Genomic DNA, 14,769 nt, shown 5'->3' on the forward strand with positions numbered 1-14,769 from the left:
AATTTTGGAGATGGGCTGGCTGAAGGCCATGAAAAGGGCTTTTTAGGTCTTCGGGTCATCTTTCTGCAGCGCATATTTTTTCACCCGATGCCACATGCTCCTCGGGTTGATGCCCAGTTTTTCTGCCGCTCTGGCCTGTACCCCGTTGCTTTCTTTCAGTGCTTCCATGAGGATGCGCTTTTCCATTTCTTTTAAAAAAGCGTCCAGCTGAAAGCTTTTCTCCTGAAAGCGAACGGCCGCTTCCGCCAGCACGGCTTCGTTGCGGCCGGATTCTCCGGCCGCCATCAGACCGGCGGCCGACAGGTGCTGTGTCAGGATTTTGCCGCCTTCGGAAAAAACCGCAGCCCCTTCCAGCACATTGAGAAGTTCCCGTACATTGCCGGGCCAGCTACCGGCCACCAGCTGTGCCATGGCTTCTCCGGACACGGCAACGCCGGTGGTCCGGGTGAAGTCTCTGCAAAAAAAAGGGATGTCCTCCCGTCGTTCCCGGAGAGGGGGCAGCATGAGACGGAAAACATGGAGACGATAAAACAGATCTTCCCGGAAGCGGCCTTCGGTCACGGCCTTTTCCAGATTCTGATGGGTGGCGGCCACAATCCGAACATCTACCGTTATGTCCTTATCTCCGCCTACGCGCTGGATGGTTTTTTCCTGCAGCACCCGGAGAAGCTTGCCCTGCAGGGCCATGGGCATGTCACCGATTTCATCCAGAAACAGAGTGCCACCATGGGCCAGTTCAAATTTTCCTTTGCGCATGCGGTCCGCGCCGGTAAAGGAGCCCTTTTCATGCCCGAACAGTTCGGATTCCAGCAGTCCGTCGGGTATGGAGACGCAGTTGATGCGGATGAGGGGGCCTGCACTGCGGCGGCTTCTTTTATGCAGGGCTTCGGCCATTTTTTCTTTGCCCGTGCCGGATTCGCCTGTGATGAGAACGGTGGTGTCTGTGGGGGCCACCTTTCGCAGGGCTTCAAGGGCTTCCCGTATGGACTGGCTTTCTCCTACTATATCCGGAAAAAGGGTCCGGGCCTCCATGCGGCTCAGGGCAGAACCCACTTCCCTGAATACTCTCCGGTACCGCTGCATCTCATCTTCATGGCCATTGGGCGGACTGGTTTCCGGGACAAGGGGACGGGTTGCTTCCATGAAGGTTTCAACGGGTGCGAGGAAAAAACGGGCCATCAGAAATCCGATGATGCCACCGATGAGGGTCATGGCAGAGGCCGGGAAAAAAAGAAAAGGGAGGCCCAGCCACTGGGTATGGGCAGCGGTTTTGGATGCGGAGTGAAAGCCGGTCAGCACAGACAGCAGTGACAGTCCGGAACAGATAAATGGGATCAGTATGCTGAGGCCAAAATGGATCTGGATTTTTTTCATAAGACTCCCTCGCCTTTCTCTGAAGGCGGATCAAAAGCTATCTTCCCACAGATCATGCCATATATCCTCATGGGGAGCAAATAAAAGGCCCCTGGTGAATATCCTGGCTGATCAGGGGTGTTCGGCGAGATCGAACCTTGTATGATTTCGGGCATATATCTTTTTTGATTGACAGAAATAGGAGGAAATCCTATTAAGAATATTTACTGCATAACTTTCCGTTGGCAGATATCCTGACTCCCTCGGGAGTCCCGGGTAAAGACTCTTGCTTGTCACAGGGTATTGGGTGACTGGTGCTGGCTGGATGAACTTTTTGAATCAGGGAGTGGATGTGACTTCTTTCCGGAATCTGTCGGCAACGGAAAAACTGCTGGAACGTATCCGTTCGGATGCTGCTGCTCCGTCACCTCTTCGCCGTATTTCTGATCCTATGGAAGGAACCCCGCCCTTTCGCGGAAAAGGTCGGCCCACTCTGGGAATCAGTTTTTCCCAAGACGCCATTTATATGGTGGAAGCCTGTCGCGACCGGCGGGGAAAGCTGTTTACCCGTTACAGCCGAACGGAGCTGAGCGTATCGCCGAATCTTGACGATTCGCAGTTTGGGGGCGTGCTGGAGAAAGCTCTGGCATCGTTTGCGGGTAAGAAAAAAGAGGCCAGAATCTGGGTTCTGATGGGCGCTGCGGATGTGGAAGTCCGCTTGCTGAGTTTGGCTCCGGCTACGGATGACGAGCTTTCTGTGGCTGTGTACTGGGGCTTGAAAAAGGAGCTGGGTCAGGAGCTCCCCAACGATCTGATCTATGACTATGCCCTTGTGGGAAGGCGGATGGACGGAGGGTATCCCCGTCTGGAAGTCGTTACCTGTTTCGCGAACAGGAAGGTGCTGGACCCTCTGCGAAATTTGTTTGAAACCCTGGGCTACCCCTTGTCCGGTATTACCGTGGCCAGTTTTGCTCTGGAAAATCTCCTGAGGGAAGGCCGGGTTGGCAGCAGTGAGGAAAGTTCCTGTTTTCTGTATGTGGGGGACGGCTGGTCCCGCATTGATATCTACTATAAAAACAGACTGCGTTTGAGCCGGGATATTAAAACGGGGTTTAACAGCCTTGTGGAGGTGATGCAGGAGGAAATGCAGGCCGTGATGCGGGCAGCCGGTGAAATGCTGGAGCCTTCCGCAGCACTGGTCTCTTCCATTGTGGCCCTTGTGGTGGAGGGCGATGAGGCCCGTTGGCAGATGAACGGCCGGGATTATGCCATCCCGAACAGGCGTGTACGGGAGCTGAGTAATCCTGTGGTGACACGGCTGGTGCGGCAGGTGGAAAGAACGCTGGAGTATTTTGCCCTCAATTTTAAGGCGGAACCCGTAAGCCAGGTTTTTCTTACCGGTGAAATGGTACGCAACCCCCGCATGGTGCATGCCCTCAGCCGTTCTTTTGCCCTTCCCGTTAAGGTGCTGAATGTTTTTCAGCCGGAAGATTTCAGCGGATTTCTTTCTCCGCCGGATTCTGCGTGGGAGCAGGATCAGATGATTCCTGCTGCAGGTCTGGCCCTTTCTTCCGGTATGACGCCTAACCTGTATTGTACCTGGAAAGAAAAACAGCTGGCGCGGCGTAACCGGAGGCTGACAGCGGCCATTTGTCTGGGCGGGCTGCTTGTTTTGGGACTGATGGGCGGTTTTACAGCGGTGAAAAAAATGCAGACCAAGGCTCAGTTGTTGAGCAATCTCCGAACAGAAGAACAGCTGACCCGCTACAGTACCTCTCTGAATCCGGAAATGATCCGGAAACTTCATGAAAAAGTGGAAACGAAGAGGGCTGATGAAGCCCGGCGCGTGGAACGTTATTTCCCTTTGGCCGTGATCGGTGAAGTTCTGCGGAGAACACCAGAGACTGTGCTGGTGGAGCGGGTGCTGTGGGAGCGAAATGCGACCGGTTCCCGTCAGGAACCCTGCCGTACGGAACTGGAAGGCCGCATTCTTCTGCAGGAGGGAGGCCCAGCCATGGAAAATATACTGGCAGGCTATGCCCTTGAACTGAGCAGGGCTTCCTTTGTTACGGGAACCAGGATTCGCAGGCAGATCCTTCGTGAGAACGGCCGTCTGCTGGCCTTTACCCTTTCCGTTGACTGCCATGGAGACAGAAAACCATGAAAGAAAGCTTTCGGGTCTCCCGGATGAATATTGTGCTCCTCTGTGTCATGACCGGTATTGTGCTTTTGTACGGTATATTCGGTACCTATGGGGAGTTCCGTCGTCTGCAGGCAGCCAGAGACGAAGGGGTGCAGCTTGCCGACCGGCTTCGGGTGCAGGAACTGCTGAATCCGGTTTATACCCAGCTTCTGCGTTCTCTTGATGCAGAGGATGGAACGGAATCACTGAGACTCCCGGAGTCCCGGCCACTGGGAGAAGATAAGTCACGGGATCTTTTTTCGGTTTTCAGCGGACCTGCCCGGGAAGCGGGGCTGGTACTGGTGAGTCTTCTGCCGGATACGGATGCCTTTGACCCAAGGTCGGGTCGCCTGTCTCTTACCCTGATACTTTCCGGTGAAGTTCAGAACTTCTACCGTTATCTTCGTGTGCTTGGGAGTTTGCCTTTTGTGGATCAGTTTCTTTTTCTGGAAATCCGGAGACCGGATGGGAATCTGCAGATGCGTGTGCGCCTCCAGATCCGCATGGTTCCGCAGGGAGGCCGGGAATGAATACCAGAGAAAAGATATTGGTCGGAGCCGTGCTGCTGGCCCTTCTGTATGCGGGGTATGAGTTTTTCCTGAAAAAAGAAAATGGTAAGGAATGGAGTTCCGCACAACCCGCGGCGGAGAAGGCATTACGGGACATTGCCGGTGGTACGGGGGGAGTGCAGGGAGGACGCTTTCCGAGAGATATTCTTCATGCGGCACTTTCTGAATGGGATCAAGACCCTTTTCATGGGCCCCATACCGAGGATGCTTCACCCCGTGAAGAAAAGCCACGGCCGGAAACCAAAGATGTCAGTGAGTGGGTTTTTATGGGGTATATGGCCCTTGGAAAAGTCCGGATTGCCGTTATTTCCGGTCTGGAATATCAGGTTGGCGAAACCCTTGTGGGACGGGAGGATCTGAGAATCAGAGCCATTGAGGAGCAGCGTGTGATTCTGGAAGATGAAGATGGACAGAAAATTCTCCTGGAACGCAGGGGAGGGGATATATGGTGACAGGTCTGTTGAGGAAAAAAAGATACGGGGCAGCGGAGTGCCTGATGGAGAAGGACGCCGGGTTCAGAAGGCAGAGAGTTGTCTGGATCTGTCTGTGCCTGCTGCTTTGTACAGGATGCATGGGGCGGGGAAGCAGCGAGTTGCCGGATCCCTTCATGGAGCCCTGGAGGGCCATGGCGGAGGTTTCAGAAGGCTATTCCCCTACGGCGGCTACCCCCATTGTGCAGTACCCGGATTTTCTGGATGGAGAAGCCCGTACTTATATTGAGCAGGAAGATTCCGTGATGCCTGCCATGAAAGCCTTTCCGGCTACGCCCATGACTCTCCGCATGCAGGATGTGGATATTGCCGTTTTGCTGCGGGTTCTCTGCCGCAGTGTGGAACGCAATGTGGTAATGAGCCCGGGGGTACAGGGCAGGACCAGTCTGAATATTGTGGATGCACCATGGAAAGAGGTTTTTCTGAGCCTCCTGAATGCCCATGACCTCACCTTTGTGGAAGAGGGCAGCATGCTTCGTATCCTGACAAGGGAGGAAAGGGCTGCCCAGCTGGCTTCCGAGCATCGGGTGCGGGTGGCAGAGCCGCTGGTTACGGCTGTGGTTCATGTGGATTACGCAGACCCCGAAGCGCTGGGAGCCAACCTGCGTCAGTTTCTTCAGAGCCGGAGGGATGTCGGGCGTTCGGCGGATGGCGGGCCGGACGGATCGGCGGTTATGGTGGATAAAAATACCCAGTCTCTGATGATTCAGGCAACACGGACGGATCTGGGCCGGATTCTCCAGCTGATCAAGCATCTGGACAGGCCGACACCTCAGGTTCTGCTGGAGGCCCATATTGTGGAAGCCACCCGGGATACGGCAAGGGAACTGGGGGTTCAGTGGGGCGGTGCACACAGAATGAGTTCCCACTGGATCAAGGGTGGAAATCAGGCCGGATGGGATGTGAATGCAGGGGATGCTTCCTTTGACCCTTCTGCAGGGAATGTGGTGAATTTTCCCGTGGACCTGTCAGAAGGAGGCTTTTCTCTGGGCTATCTTTTTCGTCAGGGCGGTTCCAGCCTGCTTTCCGTGCAGCTTTCTGCGCTGGAATCACAAGGCCGTCTGAATATCCTCTCCCGGCCATCCATCACCACGTTGAATAACCAGACAGCTATTATTGAGTCTGGCAGGGAAGTTCCCTACCAGAGCGTGGAAGACGGGGAAACTAAAATTGAGTTTAAAAAAGCCGCCGTACGTCTTGAGGTCTTGCCCCATGTGATAGATCATCGTACCCTTCGTCTTGAAATTAAAACGAATAAAGATGAGCTGGACTGGACGAACGCTGTGGCTGGTAACCCTGCTATTATCACCAAAAGAGCCGAGACGCGGGTGGTGCTTTTTGATGGACAGACAACGGTGATTGGTGGCTTGAACAAGGAAAAAGAAAGCAGGGGAGAGACCGGGGTACCGTTTTTAAGGAATATTCCCCTGCTGGGTCATCTTTTTAAGGGCAGTACCCGGGGAAGTGAAACGGAAGAGCTTCTGATTTTCATTACTCCCAGAATTTTAAAAACGGAAGCGGGAATGCCCGGCCTTCGGGTGGAGCCAGAAGCACCCTGAGGGCTGTGTCAGTACCTGCCGGAGATTTTGGGAATTATGAATAAAGGCGGGTGGATATGGGCTATTTTCATCTTCTGAATCTCAAACGGGAGCCTTTCTCCAATGCACCGGATCCGGGCTTCTTTTACCTTGCCAGACCGCACAGAGACTGTTTGCAGCAGATAGAGATGAGCCTGCGCCTGCGCAGGGGGCTGACCCTTGTGGTGGGCGATGTGGGTGCGGGTAAAACCACGCTCTGCAGGCATATGTATGCGTCTTTTGCTGAAGAGCCGGGCATTCTGATGGTTTTTGTCCCGGATCCTGCTTTCCGGGATGTAAGGGCTTTTCTCTCCCATGTGGCTTCGGGTCTGGGATTGAGCAAAGAAGGGACGGTTGCTGATCTCAGGGAAGCCATCTGTTCTTTTCTGCTGGAAGAGGCCAGCGGAAAGGATCGGATTCCCCTCGTCCTGATTGATGAAGCGCAGAAGGTATCGCTGGACATCATTGAAATCCTGCGGGAATTTCTGAATTTTGAAACGAATCAGCGCAAGCTGCTGCAGATTGTTCTTGTGGGTCAGCCTGAACTGATCCGGGAAAACAGACCCCCTGAAAACTTCATGGACAGGGTGCATCTCTGTCACTATCTGAAACCTCTGCGTTTTCGGGATACGCGGGAACTCATTCATCATCGTCTTAGCATGGCGGGCCGTGATGGTACGGGCCTGTTTACCATGGCGGCACTGGCCTGCATTCATCATAAAAGTGGCGGTCATCCCAGAAAAATTATCCATCTTTGTCATCATACCCTTCTTTTACTTCTGATTCAGAACAGGGAAAAGGCGGGCTGGTCTACGGTGCGTCAGGCAGCCTCCCGCCTGCCATTGCAGGAGAAAGACCATTCCGCAAGCTCCTGGCTGGGTGGCAGGATGGCTTTTTTTCTTTTAATTTGCCTCAATCTGATGCTGATTCTGGGACTGGGATACGGCCTGTTTCAAAAGGACGTGCCGCACAAGGAGCTGGCAGACAATGGGCAGGCCGTTGGGTTGCAGGCTGGGCCTGCGGTTTTGCCTCCCCAGCAACGGATACCTGCCGCACCGGATTCCCTTGAGAATATGGGATGGAATGAAGGGAATATTTCTCCGGTTGTTCTTGGCCAAGTTACGGTGCGCAGCGGAGACCGGTACGGAGATATGGTGCGAAGAGTTTACGGAAAGGCAACGCCAGAGCTGATGGAAGCGGTTGCAGGGATGAACCCCCATATTCGGGATTATAACCGCATTTACCCCGGAAACAGAATTCATTTTCCAGCCATCCCCCTAGAGCTTACCCCCCGGTATCCCGTGGTGGCTTTTGGGGAAATACGGGATCTGACAGCGGCTTTAGAGAAAATGCAGACGATGGCAGGGAATATTCCCCTGCGGCTGGTTGCCTTCGGGCAAAAGGGGCAACCCCCTTTGTTCCGGCTTGTACCCGATGCCTGTCTGAAGGACGGAGCTGCATTGGGAGTCTGGCAGGCCAAACTCAGGCAGGCGGCCACTCCGGGTGAGGATATTCTGATTACAATCTGGGAAGATGACCTTATTTTTTATACGGACCCGGAAGCGGCCTGTATCCCGTGAAACACGAAAAGGAAATGGTGATGAAGCGTAAAAGGCTGGGAGAGATGCTGGTGGAGGAAGGGCTTATCACCGAAGGGCGTCTGGAGGAAATTTTTGACGCTCAGCGCCGATCCGGTCAGAAACTTGGTGAATATCTTGTCCGGGAGGGGCTGGTTAAGGAAGAAGACATCATTGGAGCCGTTTCCAGGCAGCTGGGGATTCAGCGGTATGCGCCGGGTCTTTTTCCGGTGGAAACCAGCCTTGCCGACTGCCTGCCCGTGAATCAGGCCATGAAATATCAGGCCGTTCCCCTTGCACGCAGGGGTTCCGTGCTGGCTATGGCCCTCCGGGACCCAACGGATATTTATGTGCTGGATGCTCTGGAAGTGTTTACCAACCATGAGCTGGAAGTGGTGATCTGCACGGAACAGGAGTTCAATCAGCTGGTGGCTGCTGTGTACGGTGCCAGCTCCGGTCTGGTAGGGGCTCTGGAAGAGATTCGGGAGGATGCCGGGGGAGATGGTGAGGAAAAAGATGAAACCGGTGCGGGCAGCCGGGATCTGGATGTCAGCTCCCTGCAGGCCATGGCTTCGGATGTTCCTGTTATTAAACTGGTGAATACCCTTTTGTCTCAGGCTGTCCGGGAGCGGGCCAGCGATGTGCACATCAGCCCGGAAAAGGATCATGTGCAGGTCCGTTTTCGTGTGGATGGCAAGCTGTTTGAAGTACCGGCACCACCCCGGCGGCTTTTTCTGCCCATGGTTTCCCGTCTCAAGGTACTGGCAGGGCTGGATATTGCCGTTTCCCGTATTCCTCAGGATGGCCGTTTTACCATACGGATGGCACAGAAGGAAATCAACATCCGGGTATCCAGTCTTCCGACCATTTATGGCGAAAATCTGGTGCTTCGAATTCTGGATACATCCGCCGGGGTGCAGTCCCTTGAAAATCTTGGCATGGATGCAGGCGTTCAGGAAAAAATCCGGGCTGTGATCCGTAAGCCCTATGGCATGATACTGGCCGCAGGGCCGACGGGGAGTGGTAAAAGCACCAGTCTGTATGCCATGCTCAAAGAGATCAACCGTCCGGATATTAATATTGTCACCCTGGAGGATCCTGTGGAGTTCCGAGTGGATAAAATCCGTCAGGTGCAGTTGAACCGCAAGGCAGGCATGACCTTTGCCAGCGGCCTTCGTTCCATTCTCCGCCAGGATCCGGATGTGGTGATGGTGGGGGAAATCCGGGACAGTGAGACCGCATCCATTGCCGTACAGGCAGGCCTTACGGGGCATAGAGTTTTCAGCACCGTGCATACCAATGATGCCGCCGGTGCCATTACCCGCTTTCTGGATATGGGTGTGGAGCCTTTCCTTGTTTCTTCGGTCATGCTGGCAACCATTGCCCAGCGTCTGGTCAGGCGTATCTGTCCTGATTGCCGTGAATCCTATGTTCCCGCAGACAGTGTGCTGGAACGATGGGGGCTGATGGCCTGCAGGGGAAGGGAATTTGTGCGGGGCAGGGGCTGCACCACCTGTATGCAGACCGGGTATCTTGGGCGCATGGGGCTGTATGAGGTGCTGGTCAATGATGAGCGGGTGCAGGAAATGATTCTGCAGCATAAGTCGGCCAAGGAAATTGCAAGAATTCTTCAGGAAAGGGGTGATCTGAAAACCCTGAAGCAGGATGCTGTGGAAAAGGTGCTGGCCGGTAACACTACCTTTGAAGAGGCCGCTTCTGCGGTAATGGTGTAGTATGGCGCATTATGCATACAGGGCTCTGGATGTAACAGGGAAAAAAGTAAAGGGTGTGCTGGATGCGGAAAGTACGGAAGCAGCCGAACGCATGCTTCTTGACAGGGAGCTTGTTCCCCTTGAGATCCGAACGTACAGTGCCGGTGCTTTTGATACCAGTGCTCTTCTGTCCCGTTTTACATCCGTAAAAACAGAAGAGCTGATCCTGTTCACCAAGCAGTTCCGCACCCTTTTGCGGGCAGGCGTTGGGATTCTGCGGATTCTGGAGGTTTTGGAACGGCAGACCGAAAACGCAAAGCTGCGCTCCATACTGGCGGATATGGGAGAAGATATCCGGGAAGGAGCCAGTCTTTATGATGCTTTCCGCCAGCACCCCTCAACATTTTCTCCCCTGTACGGCAGCATGATCCGGGCAGGGGAGCAGAGCGGAAGTCTTCCTCAGGTTCTGGAGCGACTCACCTATATTATCGAACATGAGCACAAGGTGCGCTCCGATATCAAAAGTGCTCTTCAGTATCCCATCATCGTCACGGTTTTTCTTGTGGTCGCTTTTTTTGTGCTGTTAACATTTGTTATCCCGCAGTTTGTATCTATTTTTCAGAAGACCGGCATAGAGCTGCCCCTGCCCACAAAGCTTGCACTGGGTCTGTACGCTTTTCTTGAGGCTTTCTGGCCCCTGCTGCTGGTGACGATGGCAGGCTCCGTGATGGGGCTGGCTTTCTGGTTCCGTACAGAAAGGGGGCGGCTGCTCCGGGATCGTTTTCTTCTGAGGCTTCCCCTTTTCGGCAACCTGTTTGCCAAGGCAGCCATGTCCCGCTTTGCCAGTATTTTTTCCATTCTGCAGTCCAGTGGTATTCCCGTACTCCAGACACTCAACATTCTTTCCGGTGCCATCGGCAATGCAGCCGTTGCCTATGAGTTTGATCAGATAGGGGAGAAGCTCAATGAGGGTAAGGGAATTGCAGGACCTTTGAGCGAGGCCCGCTATTTCACGCCCATGGTGGTGAATATGGTGGCCATCGGCGAAGAATCCGGTAATCTGGAAGAAATGATGCAGGAAGTGGCCGTTCATTATGATGATGAAGTGGGCTATGCCACCAAGCAGCTTTCCGATGCCGTAGGCCCGCTTCTTACCGTGGGACTGGCCGTTGTGGTGGGTTTTTTTGCCGCTGCCATCTTCCTTCCCATGTGGGATCTCACACAGATGGTGAAATGATGAAAAACGTAAAAGGGGTAAACGTAAAAAACGTAAAAGGGGTCAGACCCCTTTTACTTAAAAAGGGGTCTGACCCCTTTTACGGGCAGGCAGGCTTCACCATGATTGAGATCATTGCCGTACTGGTGATTGTGGGGATACTGGCGGCGGTGGCGGCAAGCCGTATGATGGATACCCGGTCTGTGGAGGAAAGTGCCCGTGTGGATGCCATCAAAGCCCATCTCCGATATGCCCAGGCCAGAGCTATGGGGGAGGGCAGGCCATGGGGGGTGCATGTTACGGCAGACAGCTATTATCTTTTCAGAGGTACGAATGAAAGCGGCAATGAGGTGCTCTTTCCGGGTGAAAACTCCCTTATGGTGCAGGCAGGTTCGGGCTTTTTTTCCGGAACACCCCTGACAGTTACTTTTGATGCCTACGGCAGTCCCGGAGACAATACCCTTACCCTTGTAACATCGGGGGGGGCCATCACCATTACCCGCAATACGGGGTATATCCCATGAGAATGATAAAAAGGGCGCTGCTCCCTTTTCATAAAGAAGGTTTTACCCTCATTGAGGTGATCGTATCCCTCATTCTTGTGTCCATTGTGGGAACCATGCTGGTGACCTTCATGGGTACCGCCGTGACCCGGAGTGCAGACCCTCTTCTGAATGTGCAGCATGGGCATTACCTTAATCAAATTATGGAAAATATCACTGCGGATTATAAAATATTGATGACCGAAAATACGGAACCTCTTACGGAGCTTCAGAATAGAATCGATTCTAATCAATACAGTGTTGAGGAACATCCTTATGCGGTGATTGAAAACAAGCGGATTCGTTTTGATAAAAATGCAGAAACGGAAGATAGCGGCGGGAAAGTGTTGAAGGTTACGTTGTCATACAGGGGGCTTACGCTTACTGCTTTGTTCACGGAATAGGGTGTGTGGATGGGGATAGGGAGAGATAACGATGATGCTTTTACTTCTTCAGAAAAATGACAGTAAAAAGCTGTCCTTTTCCAATGGTTTTACCCTGGTAGAAGTGATTGTAAGCTTGGTGCTTCTGTCCATTCTTGTGTCTGTGGCGGGCTTGGGCCTGGTGCGGGTCGTGGAAGGATACGCCTTTTCAAGGGAAAATGCTGAGATGACCCAAAAGGCCCAGTTGGCCATGGGGCGTATGACACGAGAAATTGTGGAATTGCTTCGTATCGAGCATGTAACTGCTTCCTCTGTAGTTTTGGAAAATCGGGAGGGGCTGCGAAGCTTTGGTTTGCATGAAAACAGTATCAGGCTTGCTCTGGGCAGTAATGATTTTCAGAATGGAGACCTTCTTTTGGAGGGTGTCGATGGTTTGAAGTTTTCCATGCATTCTGGCAGTAAAAAATGGGAGGATGGAGACCCTGTAGAAACTCTTTCTATGGTGGATATAGAGCTTCGTTTGAATCGTTCGGATGGTACGGTAATGACTTTTATGGGCAGAGCTGCGCCCAGAAATAATAAAAATATCGGCGGTGCTTCTCCGACAACGCCGCCTCCTACGGCCCCCAGTTACGGCCTTTGCATGATTTCTGTTCTTGCAGAAAATACGGCCTCTGTGGAAAGGCTCTGGCAAATGGCTTGGGCTGTGATTACAGGCCTGATTCTTTGTATGGTACTGTTCATCAAAGGCTTTTATTCTCAGAAACATGGTGGTTTTTCGCAGGAAAGAGGTAGTATTCTCATTGGTCTTGTGGTCACCTTAGTGGTCATATCCGTCCTTACCGCTGCGGTAGTGCCCATGTTTACAGTTTCTACAATGAATCAGGTCGTGGCTGATCAGGGAAGGAAGGCTTTTTTTCTTGCAGAATCCGGTTTCCGTTATGCTGCCAGTGAGTTCCTCAATGCAGGTGAAGAGAAGGCACGGCTGGCTGTGCTTGATGATATGCATGGTCAGACCTATACGCTGGCTGATAACAGGGGTGCGTTTTCTCTGTCCTTTGAACCCTACTGGTTTAAAACCACTGGAACGCAAGTTAACTCTAATACGATCAGCGTAAAGGTGCATGGGAATGTTCCTGTGGAACTTACGGCGGAGAATTTGTCTCAAGGTCGTATTGTTGTGGGCAGTACGATGCATACCTATACCGGAGGCAGTGGCGGTGCCAGTATTTTGACTTTTACGGGACTTATCCCTCCATTGACGGCCAGTGCCGGAACGGATGTGCGCCTTTCCAGCCGAGTTTCGAGTGCTCAGAATATGGCGCGAAACGGCAATTTGAGCCTGAGTACGGGTGATTCATGGGGTTTTCCTGAGCTGAATGGAAATTTTACTCTGAAAGGTTCGGGCGTTGCCGGAATCACGGAGACAACGGTGTTTAATTATGAACAGCGGGTGGGCAATACCCTGCGTCGGGTTACTATGTCTGATCCTTTGGAAGACGCGAGGTGGAACAGCAGTCTCAGTATAGATTCTGCTGCCAATGTGGTCCTGGAACCCTATCTCCGGGTACGTTCCACCGGTATTGCCGGTGGTGCCCAGCGTGAGGTGACTTACAGTGTGCCCGTTGGCTGGATTGCCGGTGGTGGAGATGAGTTCAAGCAGGAAATTTTTCATGACAGATTTGATTCTCTTGGGGCCTGGTTTGCGGGCAGAGATCAGATGCTGGGTAGTCATGGGTTGTCTGATGGGGCTTTAAAAGTGAATGCAGTGGTTGATCCCACCACAACGGGTATCGGCCTGGTGGATTGGATCGCAGGGTTATTTGGATGGGGCAATGACGGCCGCTGGGCTGCTGTTGTTTTTAATTGGAGCAATTTGAATACTAATCTGGCCCAATCCTGGATGGATCACAGAGGGGCTTTACGCTATGATCTTCAGGCAAAGGTAAAGAATAACGAGCCCTATTTTATGGCAGGGCTGGGTTTTAGGATGCGTAATAATTTTGATGGCTCGGATTTACATACTTATGGGGTTTCATTTTTACGCCAGCGTGAAACCCGTTCCCGTGGCCGAATATTAGGAGTTTATACTTCTTGGAGTGAATGGGGTTTTGATGATGATATCCACCCTGGATTGCGTCCTTTTGCTTTGGGTAGTCATGTCTCTTCAGGAGAAACCATACAGTCTGCCGGATGGCTTTTAGGAGAACAGATTCAAGCTCGTTACAGCCTTCCGGCGTTGCTTTTCTGGCAGAGGACAGGCCCATCCACAGGTACGGGTAGTTTTCAGCGCATTGCCCACAGAGACATTAGCGGTGATGGTGTGACAGTGGGGACAGGTACGGCGCTGCGTCTCAAAGAATGGTCATCCATCATGGTGAGAGTACAGGAGGGCTGGGAGCTGACCTTTGATCAGGGCAGGGCCAATCTGGCTGGACGGCACCTCAAGGTTGGCGATAGGATTCAGAATTATGATGGAAGTAAAACCGCCCGTGTTATGAGTATGCCAGTGCTTGGGGGAGGGGGGTGGGGAGGAGGATCTGCGGCTCATGGCTCTCTGCTTCTTGCCCAGATGGAGGGGGGAGACTTTACAGCAAACGAAAAAATTTATCTGAAAGGCGACACCAGTCATGCCCAGATCAGAACCTTATCTCAGGGCGCTTCTAAGGTAAACTGGGTTATGGCTTATGTGTCAGATAATAAGAATACCCCCGAGCTAGGTGACGGAAGCCAGTCCAATGTTTTCAGACGTGGCAACCCAAGGAATCAGGCGAACTGGCCTCCCGATGACTGGACTGACAGGGCGGCTGGCAATGACTATTTTACACTGGTAAAGTGGGCAGGTGTACCGGGAGGCGGCGCTACTTTTGTGCCGTCAGCGGTAGGAAGCGAGTTGAAAAAAGCGGTTATCCGCACGAGTGCATTGCTTTCCCCTGTGTGGACGGAAAAAAGTACGGCTACTGATTTTGTCACTGGTAACGGGGATCATGTTTCCCTTATTACCTCCAGCAGTGCCGGAACTTCTACCTATTACGACGATTTTGCTATTCAGTTGGACCAGAAGGCTGGAACGGGTTTCCTGCCGCCTGTTCAGCAGTAAAAAAAACTTTTTTTATGAGGCATCCATCGGGAATACCCTGAAATTAAAAATCGATTCGACCCCTTTA

The 14,769-nt window shown here is 52.7% G+C and carries 11 protein-coding genes; 10 read left to right on the forward strand and 1 reads right to left on the reverse strand.

Annotated elements, in window-relative coordinates; translation table 11 throughout:
* Positions 1-42: 42 nt before the first annotated feature.
* Positions 43-1,374, reverse strand: a complete 1,332-nt coding sequence (locus tag OOT00_RS10755) for a sigma-54 interaction domain-containing protein (protein ID WP_265425382.1) — start codon at positions 1,372-1,374, stop codon at positions 43-45.
* Positions 1,375-1,678: 304 nt separating this feature from the next.
* Here OOT00_RS10755 and OOT00_RS10760 point away from each other — a divergent pair, with 304 nt between their 5' ends.
* From OOT00_RS10760 to OOT00_RS10805, 10 genes are read left to right on the forward strand one after another with little or no spacing between them, the layout of a single operon-like run.
* A complete protein-coding gene (locus OOT00_RS10760; protein ID WP_265425383.1) occupies positions 1,679-3,517 on the forward strand; it encodes a type IV pilus biogenesis protein PilM in 1,839 nt (612 codons plus the stop codon).
* Entirely contained in the window at positions 3,514-4,065 is a 552-nt protein-coding gene (locus OOT00_RS10765; protein ID WP_265425384.1) for a hypothetical protein, read from the forward strand. Before OOT00_RS10760 ends, OOT00_RS10765 begins: the two co-directional genes overlap by 4 nt.
* The gene (locus OOT00_RS10770; RefSeq protein ID WP_265425385.1) at positions 4,062-4,556 is read left to right on the forward strand and encodes a hypothetical protein; all 495 of its coding nucleotides are present in this window, start codon (positions 4,062-4,064) and stop codon (positions 4,554-4,556) included. The genes OOT00_RS10765 and OOT00_RS10770 overlap by 4 nt, the downstream gene beginning before the upstream one ends.
* Positions 4,557-4,600: 44 nt before the next feature.
* Positions 4,601-6,154: a type IV pilus secretin PilQ gene (gene pilQ, locus OOT00_RS10775; RefSeq protein WP_265425386.1), complete on the forward strand. Its 1,554-nt coding sequence runs from the start codon at positions 4,601-4,603 to the stop codon at positions 6,152-6,154.
* Between the two features lie 56 nt (positions 6,155-6,210).
* Positions 6,211-7,752 (forward strand): AAA family ATPase, encoded by a 1,542-nt coding sequence (locus OOT00_RS10780; RefSeq protein ID WP_265425387.1) that lies wholly within the window; start codon positions 6,211-6,213, stop codon positions 7,750-7,752.
* Between the two features lie 20 nt (positions 7,753-7,772).
* Positions 7,773-9,482 (forward strand): GspE/PulE family protein, encoded by a 1,710-nt coding sequence (locus tag OOT00_RS10785; protein WP_265425388.1) that lies wholly within the window; start codon positions 7,773-7,775, stop codon positions 9,480-9,482.
* A 1-nt stretch (position 9,483) separates the two neighbouring features.
* Complete coding sequence (locus tag OOT00_RS10790) at positions 9,484-10,698, forward strand: type II secretion system F family protein (protein WP_265425389.1); 1,215 nt, start codon at positions 9,484-9,486, stop codon at positions 10,696-10,698.
* Complete coding sequence (locus OOT00_RS10795) at positions 10,698-11,201, forward strand: prepilin-type N-terminal cleavage/methylation domain-containing protein (protein WP_265425473.1); 504 nt, start codon at positions 10,698-10,700, stop codon at positions 11,199-11,201. The genes OOT00_RS10790 and OOT00_RS10795 overlap by 1 nt, the downstream gene beginning before the upstream one ends.
* Positions 11,198-11,623 (forward strand): type II secretion system protein, encoded by a 426-nt coding sequence (locus OOT00_RS10800; protein WP_265425390.1) that lies wholly within the window; start codon positions 11,198-11,200, stop codon positions 11,621-11,623. Before OOT00_RS10795 ends, OOT00_RS10800 begins: the two co-directional genes overlap by 4 nt.
* Positions 11,624-11,654: 31 nt before the next feature.
* The gene (locus OOT00_RS10805; protein WP_265425391.1) at positions 11,655-14,702 is read left to right on the forward strand and encodes a PulJ/GspJ family protein; all 3,048 of its coding nucleotides are present in this window, start codon (positions 11,655-11,657) and stop codon (positions 14,700-14,702) included.
* Positions 14,703-14,769: the final 67 nt, after the last annotated feature.

Origin of the sequence: Desulfobotulus pelophilus (assembly GCF_026155325.1) — a bacterium.
Lineage (GTDB): Bacteria > Desulfobacterota > Desulfobacteria > Desulfobacterales > ASO4-4 > Desulfobotulus > Desulfobotulus pelophilus.